This window comes from Phenylobacterium sp. P4_E10, from assembly GCF_056401675.1.
Genome location: NZ_JBFUIW010000013.1, coordinates 45,456 through 62,000, shown reverse-complemented (window position 1 = coordinate 62,000; position 16,545 = coordinate 45,456). Strand labels below are relative to the sequence as shown.

Annotated in this window: 16 protein-coding genes; 11 read left to right on the top strand and 5 right to left on the bottom strand. The window is 67.4% G+C overall.

Features of this window, described 5'->3' with window-relative positions:
* Nucleotides 1–174: 174 nt before the first annotated feature.
* The gene (locus AC1DQJ_RS15550; RefSeq protein ID WP_183774102.1) at nt 175–381 is read right to left on the bottom strand and encodes a cold-shock protein; all 207 of its coding nucleotides are present in this window, start codon (nt 379–381) and stop codon (nt 175–177) included.
* 809 nt (nt 382–1,190) lie between these two features.
* On the opposite strand from AC1DQJ_RS15550, the gene AC1DQJ_RS15545 reads away from it, so the two are divergent.
* A complete protein-coding gene (locus AC1DQJ_RS15545; RefSeq protein ID WP_477604872.1) occupies nt 1,191–1,739 on the top strand; it encodes a sigma-70 family RNA polymerase sigma factor in 549 nt (182 codons plus the stop codon).
* The gene (locus AC1DQJ_RS15540; protein ID WP_477604870.1) at nt 1,736–2,458 is read left to right on the top strand and encodes an anti-sigma factor; all 723 of its coding nucleotides are present in this window, start codon (nt 1,736–1,738) and stop codon (nt 2,456–2,458) included. The genes AC1DQJ_RS15545 and AC1DQJ_RS15540 overlap by 4 nt, the downstream gene beginning before the upstream one ends.
* 94 nt (nt 2,459–2,552) lie before the next feature.
* Here AC1DQJ_RS15540 and carA read toward each other — a convergent pair whose 3' ends face one another.
* The gene (gene carA, locus AC1DQJ_RS15535; RefSeq protein ID WP_477604868.1) at nt 2,553–3,728 is read right to left on the bottom strand and encodes a glutamine-hydrolyzing carbamoyl-phosphate synthase small subunit; all 1,176 of its coding nucleotides are present in this window, start codon (nt 3,726–3,728) and stop codon (nt 2,553–2,555) included.
* 158 nt (nt 3,729–3,886) lie between these two features.
* On the opposite strand from carA, the gene AC1DQJ_RS15530 reads away from it, so the two are divergent.
* A complete protein-coding gene (locus tag AC1DQJ_RS15530; protein ID WP_477604866.1) occupies nt 3,887–4,321 on the top strand; it encodes a DUF1330 domain-containing protein in 435 nt (144 codons plus the stop codon).
* 3 nt (nt 4,322–4,324) lie between these two features.
* Here AC1DQJ_RS15530 and AC1DQJ_RS15525 read toward each other — a convergent pair whose 3' ends face one another.
* Nucleotides 4,325–5,398 (bottom strand): response regulator, encoded by a 1,074-nt coding sequence (locus AC1DQJ_RS15525; protein WP_477604864.1) that lies wholly within the window; start codon nt 5,396–5,398, stop codon nt 4,325–4,327.
* Nucleotides 5,399–5,608: 210 nt separating this feature from the next.
* Here AC1DQJ_RS15525 and AC1DQJ_RS15520 point away from each other — a divergent pair, with 210 nt between their 5' ends.
* From AC1DQJ_RS15520 to AC1DQJ_RS15505, 4 genes are all read left to right on the top strand, one after another.
* Complete coding sequence (locus tag AC1DQJ_RS15520) at nt 5,609–6,304, top strand: HAD family hydrolase (protein WP_477604862.1); 696 nt, start codon at nt 5,609–5,611, stop codon at nt 6,302–6,304.
* 69 nt (nt 6,305–6,373) lie between these two features.
* A complete protein-coding gene (locus AC1DQJ_RS15515) occupies nt 6,374–6,763 on the top strand; it encodes a hypothetical protein (protein ID WP_477604860.1) in 390 nt (129 codons plus the stop codon).
* Nucleotides 6,756–7,307 carry a hypothetical protein gene (locus AC1DQJ_RS15510; protein WP_477604858.1) on the top strand — a complete coding sequence of 184 codons (552 nt, stop codon included), beginning with the start codon at nt 6,756–6,758 and terminating at the stop codon, nt 7,305–7,307. Before AC1DQJ_RS15515 ends, AC1DQJ_RS15510 begins: the two co-directional genes overlap by 8 nt.
* 2 nt (nt 7,308–7,309) lie before the next feature.
* Nucleotides 7,310–8,188 carry a sigma-70 family RNA polymerase sigma factor gene (locus tag AC1DQJ_RS15505; RefSeq protein ID WP_477604856.1) on the top strand — a complete coding sequence of 293 codons (879 nt, stop codon included), beginning with the start codon at nt 7,310–7,312 and terminating at the stop codon, nt 8,186–8,188.
* Nucleotides 8,189–8,193: 5 nt separating this feature from the next.
* On the opposite strand, the gene AC1DQJ_RS15500 is transcribed toward AC1DQJ_RS15505, so the two are convergent.
* Nucleotides 8,194–9,135 carry a DUF808 domain-containing protein gene (locus AC1DQJ_RS15500; RefSeq protein WP_477604854.1) on the bottom strand — a complete coding sequence of 314 codons (942 nt, stop codon included), beginning with the start codon at nt 9,133–9,135 and terminating at the stop codon, nt 8,194–8,196.
* Nucleotides 9,136–9,322: 187 nt separating this feature from the next.
* On the opposite strand from AC1DQJ_RS15500, the gene dnaG reads away from it, so the two are divergent.
* The 4 genes from dnaG to AC1DQJ_RS15480 all read left to right on the top strand — a co-directional run bounded on the left by dnaG (nt 9,323) and on the right by AC1DQJ_RS15480 (nt 15,912).
* A complete protein-coding gene (gene dnaG / locus AC1DQJ_RS15495; protein ID WP_477604852.1) occupies nt 9,323–11,224 on the top strand; it encodes a DNA primase in 1,902 nt (633 codons plus the stop codon).
* 79 nt (nt 11,225–11,303) lie between these two features.
* The gene (gene rpoD, locus AC1DQJ_RS15490; protein WP_477604850.1) at nt 11,304–13,247 is read left to right on the top strand and encodes an RNA polymerase sigma factor RpoD; all 1,944 of its coding nucleotides are present in this window, start codon (nt 11,304–11,306) and stop codon (nt 13,245–13,247) included.
* 92 nt (nt 13,248–13,339) lie between these two features.
* Nucleotides 13,340–14,950 carry a M28 family metallopeptidase gene (locus AC1DQJ_RS15485; protein ID WP_477604848.1) on the top strand — a complete coding sequence of 537 codons (1,611 nt, stop codon included), beginning with the start codon at nt 13,340–13,342 and terminating at the stop codon, nt 14,948–14,950.
* Between the two features lie 68 nt (nt 14,951–15,018).
* Complete coding sequence (locus AC1DQJ_RS15480) at nt 15,019–15,912, top strand: hypothetical protein (RefSeq protein ID WP_477604846.1); 894 nt, start codon at nt 15,019–15,021, stop codon at nt 15,910–15,912.
* On the opposite strand, the gene AC1DQJ_RS15475 is transcribed toward AC1DQJ_RS15480, so the two are convergent.
* Nucleotides 15,909–16,529 carry a TIGR02466 family protein gene (locus AC1DQJ_RS15475; RefSeq protein WP_477604844.1) on the bottom strand — a complete coding sequence of 207 codons (621 nt, stop codon included), beginning with the start codon at nt 16,527–16,529 and terminating at the stop codon, nt 15,909–15,911. The genes AC1DQJ_RS15480 and AC1DQJ_RS15475 overlap by 4 nt on opposite strands.
* Between the last annotated feature and the right edge of the window lie 16 nt (nt 16,530–16,545).

The window sequence follows — 16,545 nt, the reverse complement described above, 5'->3', positions numbered from 1 at the left end:
TAAGCGGGCCGTTTAGAGGCGGAGTCGCTTGGGCGCAAGCAGTGATCGGCCTGATATCGGCGGCCTCGCGCCGCGGCGCATGATTGGGGCCTTTGGCCCAACGAAAACGGGCCGGCGTTTCCGCCGGCCCGCAGCCGTTTCGATGCAAGGGCTTTGGACCCTTTGCGGAACTGCTTAGACTTGCAGGTTGCCAGCGGCCATCTTGCCGCTGCGACGGTCCTGCTCGAGTTCATAGGTGATCTTCTGGCCTTCGTTCAGGCTGCGAAGCCCGGCGCGTTCAACGGCCGAGATATGGACAAAGATGTCGGCGCCGCCATCGTCCGGTTGGATGAAGCCATAGCCCTTGGTTCCGTTGAACCATTTAACAGTGCCGGTAGCCATAGAAGTGTCGTCCCTGGATAAGTCGTTCCGCAACCCAAGCCTTTTGAGCCACGCATCAAATTTCGGGAGGGTCGGGGAGCAGGTTCGGTGCGCCGGAAGTGTGGAGCGTCGAAAATCAGCCGAACCATACGAGTTTGACGATCGAACCGTAGCGCGCTTCAGAATGGCCTGCAAGACGGCCGCGCGAGGCCTCCCAACAGCCCGCAACCGCCGCCGCAGCCTGCCTTGGCGGTGCAAGAACTGTTCAGGATAATCGCCAGAATTGACGCATCTGCGCTCGGCGATCGAAAAGATATCCACAAGCTAACACGGCGCGTCGTCCAGGTCTGCGCCGTCCGTGGGGCGCGATGTGGCGGATGCTATGACGACACAATTCCTCGCCACGCGAGCTCCTGGCCGGCATGACCGCCCGTCACTCGGCATTTCCAAGAGATATCAATAGTCTATGTCTCATTGAGGCCACGCCTCCGCCACCTGACGGTGGCGAAAATGTCACATTCACTTCGCCCCTGACGCGAGCGAGGAGCGGAAATCGCCTCGCTTTATTACTTGCGCGGAAGTAGGGCAAAAACCTGGGAGCGAGATTGGCCTACAGCCCCCCGCTCACTGACCTGTAGCGGGGAAAATCTCACGAAATACTCGAAGGTTAGGCTGCTCGCCTCGACGCTGCTTGGCGCCGCCGTAGCTCTACTTTGATCGCCGCTCGCCGCCCTGATCGAGCGGGCGGGGGGATCCGCCGCCAACCCTCTTCCACTCGGCCAGGAACTGGGGCAGCGTCACTCGCCGTCCTGGCCAATGACAGAGCGCCCTTGTCCGCAACCGTAGACCCCTTGGCCGTCCTGCTGCCGCGCATCGCGTCCGGCGACCGCCTGGCGTTGCGGGAGCTCTATCAGGCGACCTCTGCGAAGCTATTCGGCGTCTGCCTTCGTATCCTCTCTGACCGCGATGAGAGCGAAGACGTGCTGCAAGAGGTCTACCTGACGATCTGGCGACGGGCGGACCGCTACGATGCGGGCCGGGCCAGCGTCATGGCGTGGATCTCGACCATCGCCCGCAACCGCGCCATCGACCGGCTGCGCGCGCGCGGCCCTCTCGCCTATGCTGAGCAGGTCGACGAACTGGAGATCGAGGACGCCGCGCCGCGCGCCGAGGCGCTGCTCAGCTCTGCGCAGGATGCGGAGGCGTTGGGCCGTTGCCTGTCCGAGCTCGACGAGCGCACGCAGAAGGCGATCCGCACAGCCTTCTATGAGGGCGTGACCTATGAGGCCCTGGCCCTTCGCCTGGGCGCGCCGCTCGGGACGGTGAAGAGCTGGATCCGGCGCGGCCTTATGAAGCTGAAGGGGTGTCTGGAGCGATGAGCGACATCGGTCCCGAACTGCCTGAAGACGAAGCCCTGGCGGCCGAACACGCGCTGGGCGTGCTGACGGCGCGCGAGCGGGCGCAGGCCGAACGCCGCATGGCCGCCGATCCGGCCTTCGCCAACGACGTCGCCGCCTGGCGCGTCCGGCTCGCGCCGTTGGCCGAGGATGTGGAGCCGGTCGCGCCGCCGGCGGGGCTGTGGGCGGCGATCGAGCGCATGCTGGCCGCCAACGACAACACCGGGGTCCTGCGCCGCCTGCGCTTCTGGCGTTCGGCCACGCTGGGCTCGATGGCCTTGGCGGCGGCCAGCCTGGCTGCGGTGGCGTTCCTGGCCGCGCGGCCTCCGGAGGTCATCACCCAGCCGCGACCGCCGATGCGCCCGATGATGGACGCGCGCCTCGTCAGCGATGGCGGCCAGCCGCTGTTCCTGGCCGCTTACGATCCGATGCGGAAATCGATCCTGGTCGCCTCTCTGGTGCCGCCCGGCGCCGATCCGAACCACAGTCATGAACTGTGGCTGATCCCCGCCGACGGCAAGCCGCGCTCGCTGGGTCTGATCGAACCCGGCGCGTCCAAGGCCATGCCGATGTCCGAGCCGATGGCGGCCATGACGGTGGAAGGGGCCTCTCTGGCCGTGTCGGTTGAGCCGCTCGGCGGCTCCAGGCAGGATGGCCCATCCGGTCCGGTCGCCGCCGTCGGCACGCTCGCGCGGCTCTAGTCGGCGCGTCCTGGCGCCCGGGCCGCGAAGCGGCCTGTGGTCACGGTGAGTTCGTCGTTTGAGCCGCGTTCGTGCTTTTCGTGCGGCTCGTGGTTCACCCCTTGCGGGTCGCGTCCATATTCTCGGCGAAGCGCTCGAACAGGTAGAGCGAGTCCGTCGGGCCGGGCGAGGCTTCCGGGTGGTGCTGGACCGAGAACACCGGCCGGTTCTTCAGGGCGATGCCGGCGTTGGTGCCGTCGAACAGCGAGACGTGCGTTTCCACGACCGGCTCGGGCAGACTGTCGCGGTCGACCGTGAAGCCGTGGTTCATCGAGACGATCTCAACCTTGCCGGTGGTGACGTCCTTGACCGGATGGTTCGCGCCGTGGTGGCCCTGTTCCATCTTCACCGTCTGGGCGCCCAGCGCGCGGGCCATCATCTGGTGGCCCAGGCAGATCCCGAACACCGGCACGCCGCTGTCGATCAGCTTGCGGATCTCGGGCACGGCGTACTCGCCGGTCGCCGCCGGGTCGCCGGGGCCGTTGGACAGCAGCACACCGTCCGGCTTGCGGGCCAGGACGTCCTCGGCGCTGGTCGAGGCCGGCACCACGGTGGCGCGGGCGCCGATCGAGGTCAGGGCGCGCAGGATGTTACGCTTGACGCCGTAGTCCATGACCACGACCTCGTACTTCGGTTGCGGCGCCGGCTTGGCGTAGCCTTCCGGCCAGTTCCACAGGCCCTCGTCATAGACGAACGGCTGCAGGCAGGAGGCGTCCTTGGCGAGGTCCAGGCCTTCCAGGCCGGCCCAAGCCTTGGCCTTCTCGATCAGGGCGGGGATGTCGAACTTGCCGTCCGGGGCGTGGGCGATGACGCCATGCGGCATGCCGGTTTCGCGGATCGAGCGGGTGAGGGCGCGGGTGTCGACGCCGGCCAGGCCGACGACGCCGCGACGCTTCATCCAGGTGTCGAGGTCGCCGTCGGCGCGCCAGTTGGCCGGGGCAGTGGGCACGTCGCGGAAGATCGCGCCGCGCGCCGCGGTCTCGGCCGAGCCGGACATCTGCTCGATGTCGTCCACGTTCACGCCGACATTGCCCATGTGCGGGAAGGTGAAGGCGACGATCTGCGACATGTACGAGGGGTCGGTCAGGATCTCCTGATAGCCGGTCATGGCGGTGTTGAAGCACACCTCGCCAACGGCGTCGCCGACAGCGCCCACGCCCAAGCCCTGCAGGACGGTTCCGTTCGCGAGCACCAGAACGCCGGTGACACCAGGGAGAAGTTCAGTGGTCATCTCGGCGTCTCCAATGAATGGTCATATGCTCGCAAAAAGACCGGCCGGGGTGAACCCCGTCCGTTTTTACCTGCCTGCTTGTCCTGCAAACGGCCGCGTACCTACTGACTCGTAGGGGGCGGGTCAATGCGGCGTGACCAACGAGGGAGGAATAGGCCTTGGACTTATACGTCGATCCCGATCGCGAAGCCTGGACGATCTTCAAGTCGCTGCCGCGCGACCAGCCGATTCACATGCTCAACCTCGTGCGGTTGAGACAGCTGGCGGAGTATGCCGCCGACCATCCCGACCACGGCAAGGGGCTCAGCGGCCTGGAGGCCTACCGCGCCTATGGCCGCACCACTGCCCCGATCTTCGCTCGGTTGGGCGGACGGCAGGTCTGGGCGGGCAGGCCCGAGGTGATGGTGACCGGCCCGCAGGCAGAGGCCTGGGACCTGGCCTTCATCGCCGAGTACCCGAACGCGGCGGCGTTCCTGGCGATGGTGTCCGACCCGGAGTACCGCGAGTTCGTCAAGCACCGCACGGCCGGCGTGGCCGACAGTCGGCTGCTGCGCCTGGCGCCGCTGGAACCCGGCGCTGGCTTTGGCGAGTAGCCTCTAGGCCAGGACGCCAGAGATCGCTTCGAACAGGGCCTCGGCGCGGATCGGCTTGCCGATGTGCCCGTCGGCGCCCGCTGCGGCGGACGACTGCACGTCTTCAGGCGAGGTGTTGGCGCTGATGACGATGATCGGCGCCCGCGGTAGGCCCGATCCTTCGGCCTTGCGGATGGCGCGGATGGCGTCCAGCCCGTCCATCACCGGCATGCGCAGGTCCATCAACACCAGGTCGAAGCCGCCGGCGCGCCAGGCCTCCACGGCCTCCTGGCCGTTCTCGACGCTGACCACGTCGGCCCCGGCTGCGCCCAGCATCAGCTCCAGCACCTTTCGGTTCGTCGGATTGTCGTCGGCGGCCAGCACGCGCAGGGGCGGGGCCTCGGCGTCGTGGATCGGCGCGGCCGCGGTGCTGTCGGCCTCATGGGCGGCGTCGCCGTAGTCCAGCAGGCCGCCGACCAGCCTGTCGAGCTGGCGGGCCGAGCCGAGGATGTCGCCGACCAAAGCGCGCTGCTCGCCGGTCAGCTCGGTTCGTTCCAGCGCCTGGATCAACCCCATGACCCCGTTCAGCGGCGTGCGCAGTTCGTGGCTCATATCGGCGACAAACTCGGTCTTGGCCCGGCTAGCGGTCTCGGCGCGATGCAGGACGTCCTCCAACGCTGCCGCCTGACGCTTCATCTCGGTGATGTCGACACGCAGGCCGATCACCCCGCCATCCGTCGTCCGACGTTCCTCGATCATCAGCCAGCGGCCGTCCGAGAGCCGCTGTTCGTGTCGCTCGCCACTGGGGTTCTTCAGCTTCTCCAAACGGGCGTCGAGCCACTCCTCCTCGCGGCCGATCGCATCGGGATAGTCGCCGCGCAGCACCCCGGTGCGCAGGGTGTCTTCCAACCGAACGTCAGACGAGAACAGATCGGCCGAGCGGTGGTAGATCTCGGCGTAACGCTTGTTCCAGAGGATGTAGCGGCCGTCGGCGTCCAGGAAGACGATGCCTTCGGGCAGCAGGTCCAGCGCCTCGCGCAGGCGGTCCCCGGCGGCGCGCGCCTCCGCCTCGGCCGCCGCCAGGGTGCGGCCGCCCATCAAGCGCGCCAGCCGGCGCGTCGCGCGTTTCCGAAGCCCTGACTTCGGCATCCCCCACCCCAACGAATCGCCCTGTCGGGCGTGCATCAGATGACCCCGCCCAGGTTGCCGCCGCGATGCCGGCGCCCCTAGGACCAGCGATTTGCGCCAACAGCCTAGCTCTTGGGCGCCAGGGCTCGCTTTTCGCGCACGAGCGGCTATTCAGCGGCCATGAGCATCACCACGGTCGGCTTGGACGCCGACGACACCCTCTGGCACAACGAGACCATCTTTCGGCTGACGCACGATCGGTTCTGCGACCTGCTGGCCGATGTCGCCGACAAGCACGAGCTGGAACAGCGCCTAGCCACGGTCGAGAAGCGCAACCTGCGGCTCTACGGCTATGGCGTGAAGGGCTTCACCCTCTCGATGATCGAGACCGCCATGGAGCTGACCGGGGGCGAGGCGCCCAGCCGGGTGATCCGCGAGATCCTCGCTGTCGGCCGCGAGATGCTGACCGAGCCCGTCGAACCGCTGCCCGGGGTCGACGACACCCTGGCCGAGCTCTCCAAGCGCTATCGTCTGTTGCTGATCACCAAGGGCGACCTCCTGCATCAGGAGCAGAAGCTGGCCGCCTCAGGCCTGGGCGACCTATTCGCCGCCGTGGAGATCGTCAGCGAGAAGGACGCCTCGACCTATTCGCGGGTCTTCGCCCGCTACGGCACCGGAGCGGAGGAGGCGGTGATGTGCGGCAACTCCATGCGCTCCGACATCCTGCCGGCCATCGAGGCCGGAGCCTACGCCGCCCACGTGCCCTATCCGCTGACCTGGGCGCACGAGATGGCCGACGCGCCGGAGGGCCATCCGCGCTTCGGCGAACTGGCCAGTATCCGCGAGCTGCCGGCCTGGATCGAACGGCTCGGCTGATTTTTCGCAGGCCATGTCACAGGCCCGCCTTCCGAACCGTCCTTCGCGCAGATGGTTCGGAGAAATCACGTGTCGCGCATTCTCGCCGCTGCCCTGGCCCTGATCCTCGGGCTCAATGGCCTCGCCATGCTGGGGGCGTCGTTCTGGTGGTACAACGCCGTGCCCGGCGTCATCGCTACCGGCGCCTTCAACCCTCACTTCGTCCGTGACATTGGCGCGACCTACCTGGTCTGCGCAGGCGGCTTGGCTTGGTTCGCCGCGCGCCCCGTACAGGGCTGGCCGGCCCTGGTCGCGGCGGCCGCCTTCCTGCTCTTGCACGCCGCCATCCATGTCTTCGACGCCAGCTGCGCGACCGACCCGGCCGCCAATCTGATCCGCGATCTGCCGGGCGTATTCGCGCCCGCAATCCTCGCCGCCGCCATCGCCGTGGTCCGCCGCCCAGGAGCCCGTCATGCTTAGAGCCGTCCTTGCCCGCCAGATCGACCGCCTCGAACGCCGATGGGGCTACGACGCCGGCTACATGCGCCGCATGCTGCGGGCCGCCCCGGCCAGTTTCGTGAAGTTCGGGCTCGTCGCCGGGATGGTCGACGCCAAGGCCGCGCCGGCCGCGGCGCTAGCCGCCGCCAAGCTGGTCGGGACCCTGGCCGAGGACTGCGGCCCGTGCACCCAGATCGTCGTCGACATGGCTGCGGCCGAAGGCGTCGATGCGGCGATCCTCCGCGCTGTCCTCGCCGGCGATGAGAGCGCTATGGGACCAGACGCGGCCCTGGCCTGGCGGTTCGCGCGCGCCAGCCTGGCCCGCGACCTCGAGCGCGCCGATCTACTGCGCGAGGAAATCGTCCGCCGCTGGGGCGATAGCGGTCTGGTCGCCATCAGCCTGGCGCTGACCACCGGCCGCATGTACCCGACGCTGAAATACGCCCTCGGCTACGGCAGGGCCTGCTCGAAAGTCATGGTCGACGGCCGCGCCGCTCCGGTAGCTCCTCAGTCTTTGGCGGCCTAGATATGAGCGCCATGGCGGCCGACATCGACATCTTCGAAGCCCAGCGTCCGCGCCTGACGCGGCTGGCCTACCGCATGCTCGGCTCGGTCGCCGAGGCCGAGGACGCGGTGCAGGACGCCTGGCTGCGCTGGACGCGCGCCGACGAGGACATCCGGGACCCGGTCGGTTGGCTGGTCCGCGTGACCAGCCGCCTGTGCATCGACCGCCTGCGCTCGGCCAAGGTCCAGCGCGAGGCCTATCGCGGCCCCTGGCTGCCCGAGCCGCTGATCGAGGAGATGAGCGTCGATCCGGTAGAACGGGCGGAGGACGTTTCGGTCGCGTTCCTGCTGGCCCTGGAGCGCCTCTCGCCGCTGGAGCGGGCGGTGTTCCTGCTGCACGACGTCTTCGACGAGGACTACGCCTCGGTGGCCGAGACCCTGGGGCGCAACGAGCCGGCGGTCCGGCAATTGGCGGCCCGGGCGCGCGCCCATGTGAAGGACAGCCGCCCGCGCTTCACGGTCAGCCAGGAGAAGGCCGCCGAGCTGGCCGCCGCCTTCATGGCCGCCGCGGCCCAGGGCGACATGACCGCGCTATCCTCGGTGCTGGCCGAGGATGCGGTGATGGTGACGGACGGCGGCGGCAAGCGCAGCGCCTCGCTACGGCCACTGATCGGCCGCGAGGACATCATTCGGCTGCTGGAGGGCATCGCTTGGCGGGCCGGCGGCGGGGCCATGGCCTGGCCGCTCAGCTTCCGCGCCGTGCGCATCAACGGCTATCCGGGGGTGATCATGGAGCGCGAGGACGGTCCGATGACCATCGCCTTCGAGCCGGGCGAGGATGGCAAGCTGGCCGGCATCTATCTGGTCCGCAATCCTGACAAGCTGGGGCATCTGCCCCACTAGGCCGGTCAGTGCGCCTTCTTGCCCCGCTTGGGCAGGAAGTGGATCACCGCGACAATAATCCCGCCGATCACCAGGCCGACTAGGGCCGAACCCACAGCGAAGGCCAGCCAGCCGGTGACCGGGCCGATCATCGGAACCTTCGCCGCCCAGTGCGAGAGGCCCTCGACCCAGACCGGGATCGGCCCGAAGTGATAGCGCTCTAGGCCGTGGACGATGATGCCGCCGCCGACCCACAGCATGGCCGCGGTGCCGATCACGGTCAGCCAGCTCATCACAACCGGCATTCCGCGCACCAGCATCCGGCCGGTGGCGCGGGTGGCGGCGATCTTGCGCTCGGCCATGTGCAGGCCGATGTCGTCCATCTTCACGATCAGCCCGACCACGCCGTAGACCACCGCGGTGATCGCCACCCCGACCAGGGCCAGGGCCGCGGCCTGGATGCCGAGCGGCTGGTCGGAGACGTCGGCCAGGGCGATGGCCATGATCTCGGCCGAGAGGATCAGGTCGGTGCGGATCGCGCCGGCGACCTTCTGGTCCTCCAATTCCTTCCCCCCGAGCGCCAATTCGTCCGGTTCGTCGGCTTCGTCGTGGCCTGCGAAGGCCTCGACAATCTTCTCGGTCGCCTCGAAGCAGAGGTAGGCGCCGCCGAGCATCAACAGCGGCGTCACCAGCCAGGGGGCGAACGCGCTCAGCAGCAGCGCGCCGGGCAGCAGGAACAGCAGCTTGTTGCGCAGCGAGCCGATGGCGATCTTCAGGACGATCGGCAACTCGCGGTCGGGCGTGAAGCCCATGGCGTAGCCAGGCGTCACCGCCGTGTCGTCGACCACCACCCCGACGGCCTTGGTTCCGGCCTTGCCGGCGGCGCCGGCCACATCGTCCAACGAGGCGGCGGCGATCTTGGCGATGCCGGCGACGTCGTCGAGCAGGGCGACAAGACCCGAAGCCATCTGGAAACCCTTGGAGTTATGAGCCTTCTTCGTCGGTACGGGGTCGCGCGGACCGCGTAAAGTCTCCATGGCGCAATCGAGCCGACATCCTGGGGGGCAGCGAAGGATGTAGTCGACATTGTCGACATTTGATCGACTATGCCGCACAGGGCGCAGCCCCTCCGGCGATATCGGTTCGAAAGCTCACTTGCGCGTCGACGAACACTTCCTTGACGAGATCAAATCCCGGCTTCGCCCCTCTGACGTGATCGGGCGGACCGTGAAGCTGCGCAAGCAGGGCCGCGAGTATGTCGGCCTGTCGCCCTTCAACAAGGAAAAGACCCCCTCCTTCTATGTGAACGACGAGAAGGGCCAGTTCTTCGATTTCTCGTCGGGCAAGAACGGCGACCTGATCACCTTCCTGCAGGAAACAGAGCGCCTGACGTTCATGGAGGCGGTCGAGCGGCTGGCCGCCGAGGCCGGACTGCCGATGCCGGTGGCCGATCCGCGCTCGGCCGAGCAGGAGCGCCAGCGTCAGGGCCTGTCCGACTGGATGGACACCGCCGCCCAGTGGTTCGAGGCCGCGCTGCGCCGCCCCGAGGGCAAGGAGGCCCGCGCCTATCTGGAGCGCCGCGGCCTGCCCGAAAGCGAATGGGCCAGGTTCAAGCTCGGCTTCTCCCCAGCCTCCCGAACTGCGCTGAAGGACTATCTGATCACCAAGGGCGCGCGGCCCGGCGAACTGGTCGAGGCCGGCCTGCTGATCGCGCCGGAGGAGGGCGGCGCGCCCTACGACCGCTTCCGCGACCGGATCATCTTCCCGATCGCCGATCATCGGGGACGCATCCTGTCCTTCGGTGGCCGGGCGATGGACCCCCAGGCCCGCGCCAAGTACCTGAACGGTCCGGAAAGCCCGCTCTTCCACAAGGGCCGGACGCTCTATGGCGTGGGCGAAGCGCGCAAGATCCTGGCTGCCGCGCCGAGCGGCGAGACGCCGTCGTTGGTGGTTGTCGAGGGCTATATGGACGCCATCGCCTGTCATCGGGCCGGGGTCGCGGCGGTCGCGCCGCTCGGCACGGCGCTGACCGAGGAGCAGATGGAGATGCTCTGGCGGCTGCATCCGGAGCCGACCCTCTGCTTCGACGGCGACCGCGCCGGACGCCAGGCGGCGTCGCGGTCCATCGACCGGGCGCTGCCGCTGCTGAAGCCCGGCAAGAGTTTCCGATTCGCCATCGTCGATGGCGGCAAGGATCCGGACGAAGTCTTGCGCGAACAGGGTGCGCCGGCGCTCCGCGCCCAACTGTCGCAGACGACGCCGTTCGTGGACGCTCTGTTCACCCGCGAACATGACCTGGAGCCCCTGGACACCCCAGAGCGCCGGGCTGGTTTCAAGAACCGCCTGCGCAACGCCGCCGGCCTGATCGCCGACAAGGACCTGCAGCAAGCCTACAAGGAAGCACTGCTGCAGCGGTTCGACGCCAGCGGTCCAAAGGGGCGACCTGCGGCTGAACAGGGCGCCCGGCCACAACGCGGAAATGCCGGCGGTTCAAGGGGTTGGCGCGGCGGCGGCCGAGAATGGATCGACCCTGCGCCGACCGAGGCAGGCCGCGCCGCGGCGCGCCGCCTGGCCCAGTCCCTCGACCCAGTGGCCGCCGCCTTGGCCAAGCACGCCCTGGCCGATCCGAGCGTCCTGGACGAGCATCTGGAGAACTCTTTCATCTCCAAAGGCTTCGGCGATCCGGCGCTTGTGGGCTTGACGGCGGAAATCATCCGATTCCGTTTGGACGCCGATCATCTTGACACCGGGGTCCTTGCACGCCATCTGGCGTCTTGCGGGTTTAATGCGCTGTTGACAGACATCGACCGGGCCGCTGCGAAATCGGGCGCGCCCATTTTGAAACCGGATGTCTCCCTCGAAGTCGCTAAATCCCAGTGGTCGCAAGCTTTTGCGGGTCTTTCGAGGCTCGCGGCGCTCGACGAGGCTATTGCGTCCGCCAAGGGGAACCTTAGCGGTCGTTCCGATATGGAAGCACTCGAGCGATTGAAAGGCGAACGCGACGCACTGAAGCGCGCGATCAGAACGGGAACGATTTGGGCGGGAGAAGGGTCGTAAGGAAGTACGACCGTCTGACCGCTATTTATGCATCTTCGGCGCGGTCCTTGCATGGGCCCGCCGAAATCCGGAGACCTAGATGAGCACGAACACGGCTGAAGCGGAAACCACGGAAACGACAGGCGGCGATGGTCCGCTGCTCGACCTTACCGACGCCGGCGTAAAGAAGTTCATCAAGCAGGCCAAAGCCCGTGGTTACGTCACCATGGACGAGCTGAACAAGGTGCTGCCTTCTGAGGAAGTCACCTCCGAGGCCATCGAAGACACGCTGGCGATGCTCTCGGAGATGGGCGTCAACGTCGTCGAGGCCGAAGAGGACGCCGAAGGCGGCGAAGTCGCGGTCCGCGAAGAGACGGCTGTGGTCGAGACGGCGAAAGAGCCGGCCTACGACCGCACCGACGACCCGGTGCGCATGTACCTGCGCGAAATGGGTTCGGTGGAGCTGCTTTCGCGCGAAGGCGAAATCGCCATCGCCAAGCGCATCGAAGCCGGCCGCGACACGATGATCCGCGGCCTGTGCGAAAGCGCCCTGACCTTCGAAGCCATCATGGTGTGGCGCGAGGAGCTGGGTTCGGGCCGCATCCTGCTGCGCGAAGTCATCGACCTCGAGCAGACCTACGGCGGCGCCAACGCCGCGGCCGCCGAGCTGGCGGGCGCAGCCGAAGCCGAGGCTGAGGAAGAAGAAGTCACCGAAGACGGCGAAGCCGTGGCCAAGGCCGAGGGCGCCGAGGACGACGACGACTTCGACGACGGCGCCGGCCCGACCATCAGCGCGATGGAAGGCGAACTGCGTGAAGGCGTCATGGCGACGCTGGACGCCATCGCCGCCGAGTTCGACTCGTTCCGCGCCTTGCAGGAGAAGCTGGTCGGCAAGCGGCTGAAGGGTGAAGACCTCTCGGACGCGGACCGCAAGGCTTACACCACTGCCTCGCTGACCATCGTCCAGCACCTGAAGACGCTGAAGCTGAACAACAACCGCATCGAGGCGCTGGTCGAACAGCTCTATGCGATCAACAAGCGCCTGATGGGTCTGGAAGGGCGCCTGCTGCGCCTGGCCGACAGCTACGGCATCTCCCGCTCGGAGTTCCTGAAGGCCTACTTCGGCCAGGAACTGTCGCCGAACTGGGGCGATCAGGTGAAGCCGCTCGGCGTGCGCTGGACCAAGTTCGTCGAGAACGACGCCGGCCAGATCGGGGACATCCGTTCGGAGATCGCCGCCCTGGCGACCGAGACCGGCGTGCCGATCGACGACTACCGCCGCATCGTCCAGACCGTTCAGAAGGGCGAACGCGAAGCCCGTCAGGCCAAGAAGGAAATGGTCGAGGCCAACCTGCGCCTCGTGATCTCCATCGCCAAGAAATACACCAATCGCGGCCTGCAATTCCTTGATCTCATTCAGGAAGGCAACATCGGCCTGATGAAGGCGGTCGATAAGTTCGAGTACCGCCGCGGCTACAAGTTCTCGACCTACGCCACCTGGTGGATCCGTCAGGCGATCACCCGCTCGATCGCCGATCAGGCGCGGACCATCCGGATTCCGGTGCACATGATCGAGACGATCAACAAGATCGTCCGCACCAGCCGCCAGATGCTGCACGAGATCGGCCGCGAGCCGACCCCGGAAGAACTGGCCGAAAAGCTGGCCATGCCGCTGGAGAAGGTCCGCAAGGTCCTGAAGATCGCCAAGGAGCCGATCTCCCTCGAAACCCCGATCGGGGACGAAGAGGACTCGCACCTGGGCGACTTCATCGAGGACAAGAACGCGATCCTGCCGATCGACGCGGCGATCCAGTCGAACCTGCGCGAGACCACCACCCGCGTGCTGGCGTCGTTGACGCCGCGCGAGGAGCGCGTCCTGCGCATGCGCTTCGGCATCGGCATGAACACCGACCACACTCTGGAAGAGGTCGGCCAGCAGTTCAGCGTCACCCGTGAGCGGATCCGTCAGATCGAGGCCAAGGCGCTTCGCAAGCTGAAGCATCCGTCGCGGTCGCGGAAGCTGCGTTCGTTCCTCGACAGCTGAGGCGCGACCTTACGCGAAAGTAATGCGGGCGCGCTGGCCGCGCCCCAACGCCCTCGACTAAGCTCGCCAAAAGCTTAGTCGAGGGCGTTTTCGTGAGTCTTTCCAGGAATTTGGCGGCGGCGCTGGTCGGCGCTGTCAGCTTTGCGGCGCTGGCGTCCTCAGCGCTCGCTGCACCGGACGCCGGCTCTGCCGAGCGCATCAAGGCGCACATGATGTTCCTGGCCGACGACCTCCTGCAGGGGCGCGAGGCGGGAACGCCCGGCTTCGACATCGCTGCGGCCTATGTCGCCTCGCAACTGGCGCAACTGGGCGTGAAGCCCGGCGCCGCCGACGGGACCTATTTTCAACGCGTGCCGATGGCGGGCTTCCGGGCCGCCGATCAAGGCAAGCTGATCCTGACTTCCAAGGGTGGCGGGAACACGCCGCTCACGTTCGGAGAGGACTACCTGCCGGGCCGCAATCCGGGGGCGGAGGTCACCCATGTCGCCGCGCAGCTGGTTTTTGTCGGCTACGGAGTCGTGGCGGACGGTCGAGACGACTATGCGGGCCTGGACGTGCAGGGGAAGATCGTGGTCGCCCTGCAGGGCGCGCCAGCCTCGTTCCAGACCGAAGAGCGCGCCTACTATGGCAGCAGCCGGACCAAGCGGCAGGCGGCGGAGGCGCGCGGCGCAGTCGGGTTCGTCACCATCTCAACTCCCGCTGACGAGCAGCGCCGGCCGTTCGCCAACAGCGCGCGCCAGTGGCGAAGCTGGAGCATGACGTGGCGCGACGCCGCCGGGATAGCCTCGGCGCCGGCCGCCACGACGCCGGACCTGGCCAGCCTCAGCGCCAAGGGCTCGGCCAAGCTGTTCGTAGGCGCTCCCGCCTCGTACGACGAAGTGGTGAAGGCTGCTGAGGGAGGAGCGCCGCCGCGCTTCGCGCTCCCGGCCAGCATGGATGCGACCATCAACACCGAGCTGAAGGCGGTGCAGAGCGCTAATGTGGTCGGCAAGATCGAAGGCGTCGATCCGAAGCTGAAAGACGAGGTGGTGGTGCTCTCGGCTCACCTCGACCACATCGGCGTCACCCCGCCAGTCAACGGCGACAGCATCAACAACGGCGCTCTCGACAACGCCAGCGGCGTAGCCACCACCTTGGAGGTGGCGCGCGCCTTCATGCAGGGCAAGCCGCCGCGTCGCACGCTGCTGTTCCTGCTCAACACCGGCGAAGAGAAGGGGCTGGTCGGGGCCGACTATTTCGCCCGCAACCCGCCGACGGCCCTGCCGATCGTCGCCGACGTCAATCTGGACATGCCGATCCTCACCTACGACTTCGTCGACGTGGTGGCGTTCGGGGCCGAGCGCTCCAGTCTCGGTCCGGCGGTGCAGCGCGCCGCGGCGCGGATGAACATCAAGCTCTCGCCCGACCCGTTGCCGGAGGAGGGGCTGTTCACCCGCAGCGACCATTTCCGTTTCGTCGAGCAGGGGGTGCCGTCGGTGTTCCTGATGACCGGCTTCGGCAATGGCGGCGAGGCGGCGTTCACGAGCTTCCTGCGTGACCACTACCACAAGCCCAGTGACGACCTCTCGCTTCCAATCAGCTACGCCGCCGGGGCCAAGTTCGCCGCGATCAACTACGAGATCGCCCGCGAGGTGGCCGACGCCGACGCCCGCCCGGCCTGGAACAAGGGCGACTTCTTCGGGACCCTGTTCGGCAAGAAGTGACGCCGCCCGGCAAGGGTGACAGAACGCCGATATGCGAGCAGGCTGCGCCGGTTCAGGAGGCGACGCAGATGCTGAGGGCGTGCGCTTTGGCGCTGGGTTTGGCGGTTTGCTCGGGAGCGGCGGCGCAGACCGTCGTCCCGCCGCCAGCGAAGATGACTGTGGCCGAGGGCGTGCAACTGGCCGATGCGGCCGGCTTTCGCATCAGCGCCAATGGGCTGGTCAACATCTGCAGCACGCCGGCCAAGCCGAAGGTCACCTATTCCGACCTCAACGCCGACGGCCAGCCTGAGGCCATCGCCCGGGACAACAATCCGTCCTGCTACGGCGGAACCGGCGACTGGTTCACTGTCGTGGCCAAGGGGCCCGACGGTCGTTGGCGCGGTATCATGAGGAATGTTGGAACCTTGGGGTTCGAAACCTCACGAACGGCGGGCTGGCTGGACGCGCGCGTCACCGACGAATGCCCACGTATCTGGAAGTATGCCGGCGATGGCTATCGCCGGCCCGCCTCCTGCGTGGCGGAAGCCTTCACAAAGACCGCGGCGGCTGGCGTGACCGCCGCCGATCGCACCGCGGCCATGCGAGCGGCGGGTTTCGTCTCCAAGCGCGGCAAATGGCTGGGCGGCGACGGCGAGTGTGAGGCTGCCATTGAGCCGAAAGACGTCCGCGATCTCAACGGCGACGGACGTCAGGAGATCGTCATCACCGAGACCGGGACCTTCTGCTACGGCAATACCGGTCAGGGATTTTACATCATGGAACGGACGCCGGCGGGGCCCTGGAGGACCTTCTTCGCCTCGCAAGGCATCCCCGAGTTCCAGGCGACCAAGGGCTCGGGCGGCTGGCCGGACATCGAGCTTGGCGGCCCAGGCTTCTGCTTTCCCGTCGTCCGCTACAACGGCAAGGACTACGTGAAGAACCGCAACAAGGAATACCAGCCCGGCGCCTGCGCCCGGCGCTAGCGCCAAGCGTAGTTGAAACTGACTGAGATCCGTTCTTCCTGGGCGGCGTTGGCCGGCACCTCATGGCGCAGCCAGCTTTCCCACATCAGCACCGTGCCGGCCTGGGGCTGTAGGTAGACGAAGCTGCGCTCGGCCTCCGGCGCCTCGGCCGAGCGGGGCGGGGCGGCCATCATCAGCGGCAGCCGCGGGTCTTCCAGCTTCAGTGCGCTGGCCCCGTCCGGGATCGACACATAGACGGTGCCGGAGAGGACGCTGTGCGGGTGGATGTGGCCCGAATGCGCCGCGCCGGGGTCGAGGATGTTGACCCACAGGCTGTCCAGCTTAAGCCGCCGCCGGCCGAGATCCAGGTGCAGCGCCTTGGCGTAGGCGCTCGCGTGCTTGTCGAGCTTGCGTTTCAGATCCTCGAACACGCTGGCCCGCATCGGCAGGTCGTCCAGCGAGGCGTAGGAGGTGTAGCCGCCATATCCGTGATCGACGCACCAGGCCTGGCCGGCCTCGTCCTCGTCGGCCAGCATCCGGCAGGCGTCATCCAGTTCGGCGTTGAACTCGGCGAAGCCGCGGTCTCCGGCCAGCGTGGCCTCATAGATCTGAGTGACGAAGAGCGGGCGCAGTGTCATGCCCGCGCCTATAGGG

What these genes read in the sequence shown, in the direction of transcription:
- AC1DQJ_RS15550 (WP_183774102.1), bottom strand. Translation starts at nt 381, where the DNA reads ATGGCTACCGGCACTGTTAAATGGTTCAACGGAACCAAGGGCTATGGC.
- AC1DQJ_RS15540 (WP_477604870.1), top strand. Translation starts at nt 1,736, where the DNA reads ATGAGCGACATCGGTCCCGAACTGCCTGAAGACGAAGCCCTGGCGGCC.
- carA (WP_477604868.1), bottom strand. Translation starts at nt 3,728, where the DNA reads ATGACCACTGAACTTCTCCCTGGTGTCACCGGCGTTCTGGTGCTCGCG.
- AC1DQJ_RS15525 (WP_477604864.1), bottom strand. Translation starts at nt 5,398, where the DNA reads ATGGGCGGCCGCACCCTGGCGGCGGCCGAGGCGGAGGCGCGCGCCGCC.
- AC1DQJ_RS15520 (WP_477604862.1), top strand. Translation starts at nt 5,609, where the DNA reads ATGAGCATCACCACGGTCGGCTTGGACGCCGACGACACCCTCTGGCAC.
- AC1DQJ_RS15510 (WP_477604858.1), top strand. Translation starts at nt 6,756, where the DNA reads ATGCTTAGAGCCGTCCTTGCCCGCCAGATCGACCGCCTCGAACGCCGA.
- AC1DQJ_RS15505 (WP_477604856.1), top strand. Translation starts at nt 7,310, where the DNA reads ATGAGCGCCATGGCGGCCGACATCGACATCTTCGAAGCCCAGCGTCCG.
- AC1DQJ_RS15500 (WP_477604854.1), bottom strand. Translation starts at nt 9,135, where the DNA reads ATGGCTTCGGGTCTTGTCGCCCTGCTCGACGACGTCGCCGGCATCGCC.
- rpoD (WP_477604850.1), top strand. Translation starts at nt 11,304, where the DNA reads ATGAGCACGAACACGGCTGAAGCGGAAACCACGGAAACGACAGGCGGC.
- AC1DQJ_RS15480 (WP_477604846.1), top strand. Translation starts at nt 15,019, where the DNA reads ATGCTGAGGGCGTGCGCTTTGGCGCTGGGTTTGGCGGTTTGCTCGGGA.
- AC1DQJ_RS15475 (WP_477604844.1), bottom strand. Translation starts at nt 16,529, where the DNA reads ATGACACTGCGCCCGCTCTTCGTCACTCAGATCTATGAGGCCACGCTG.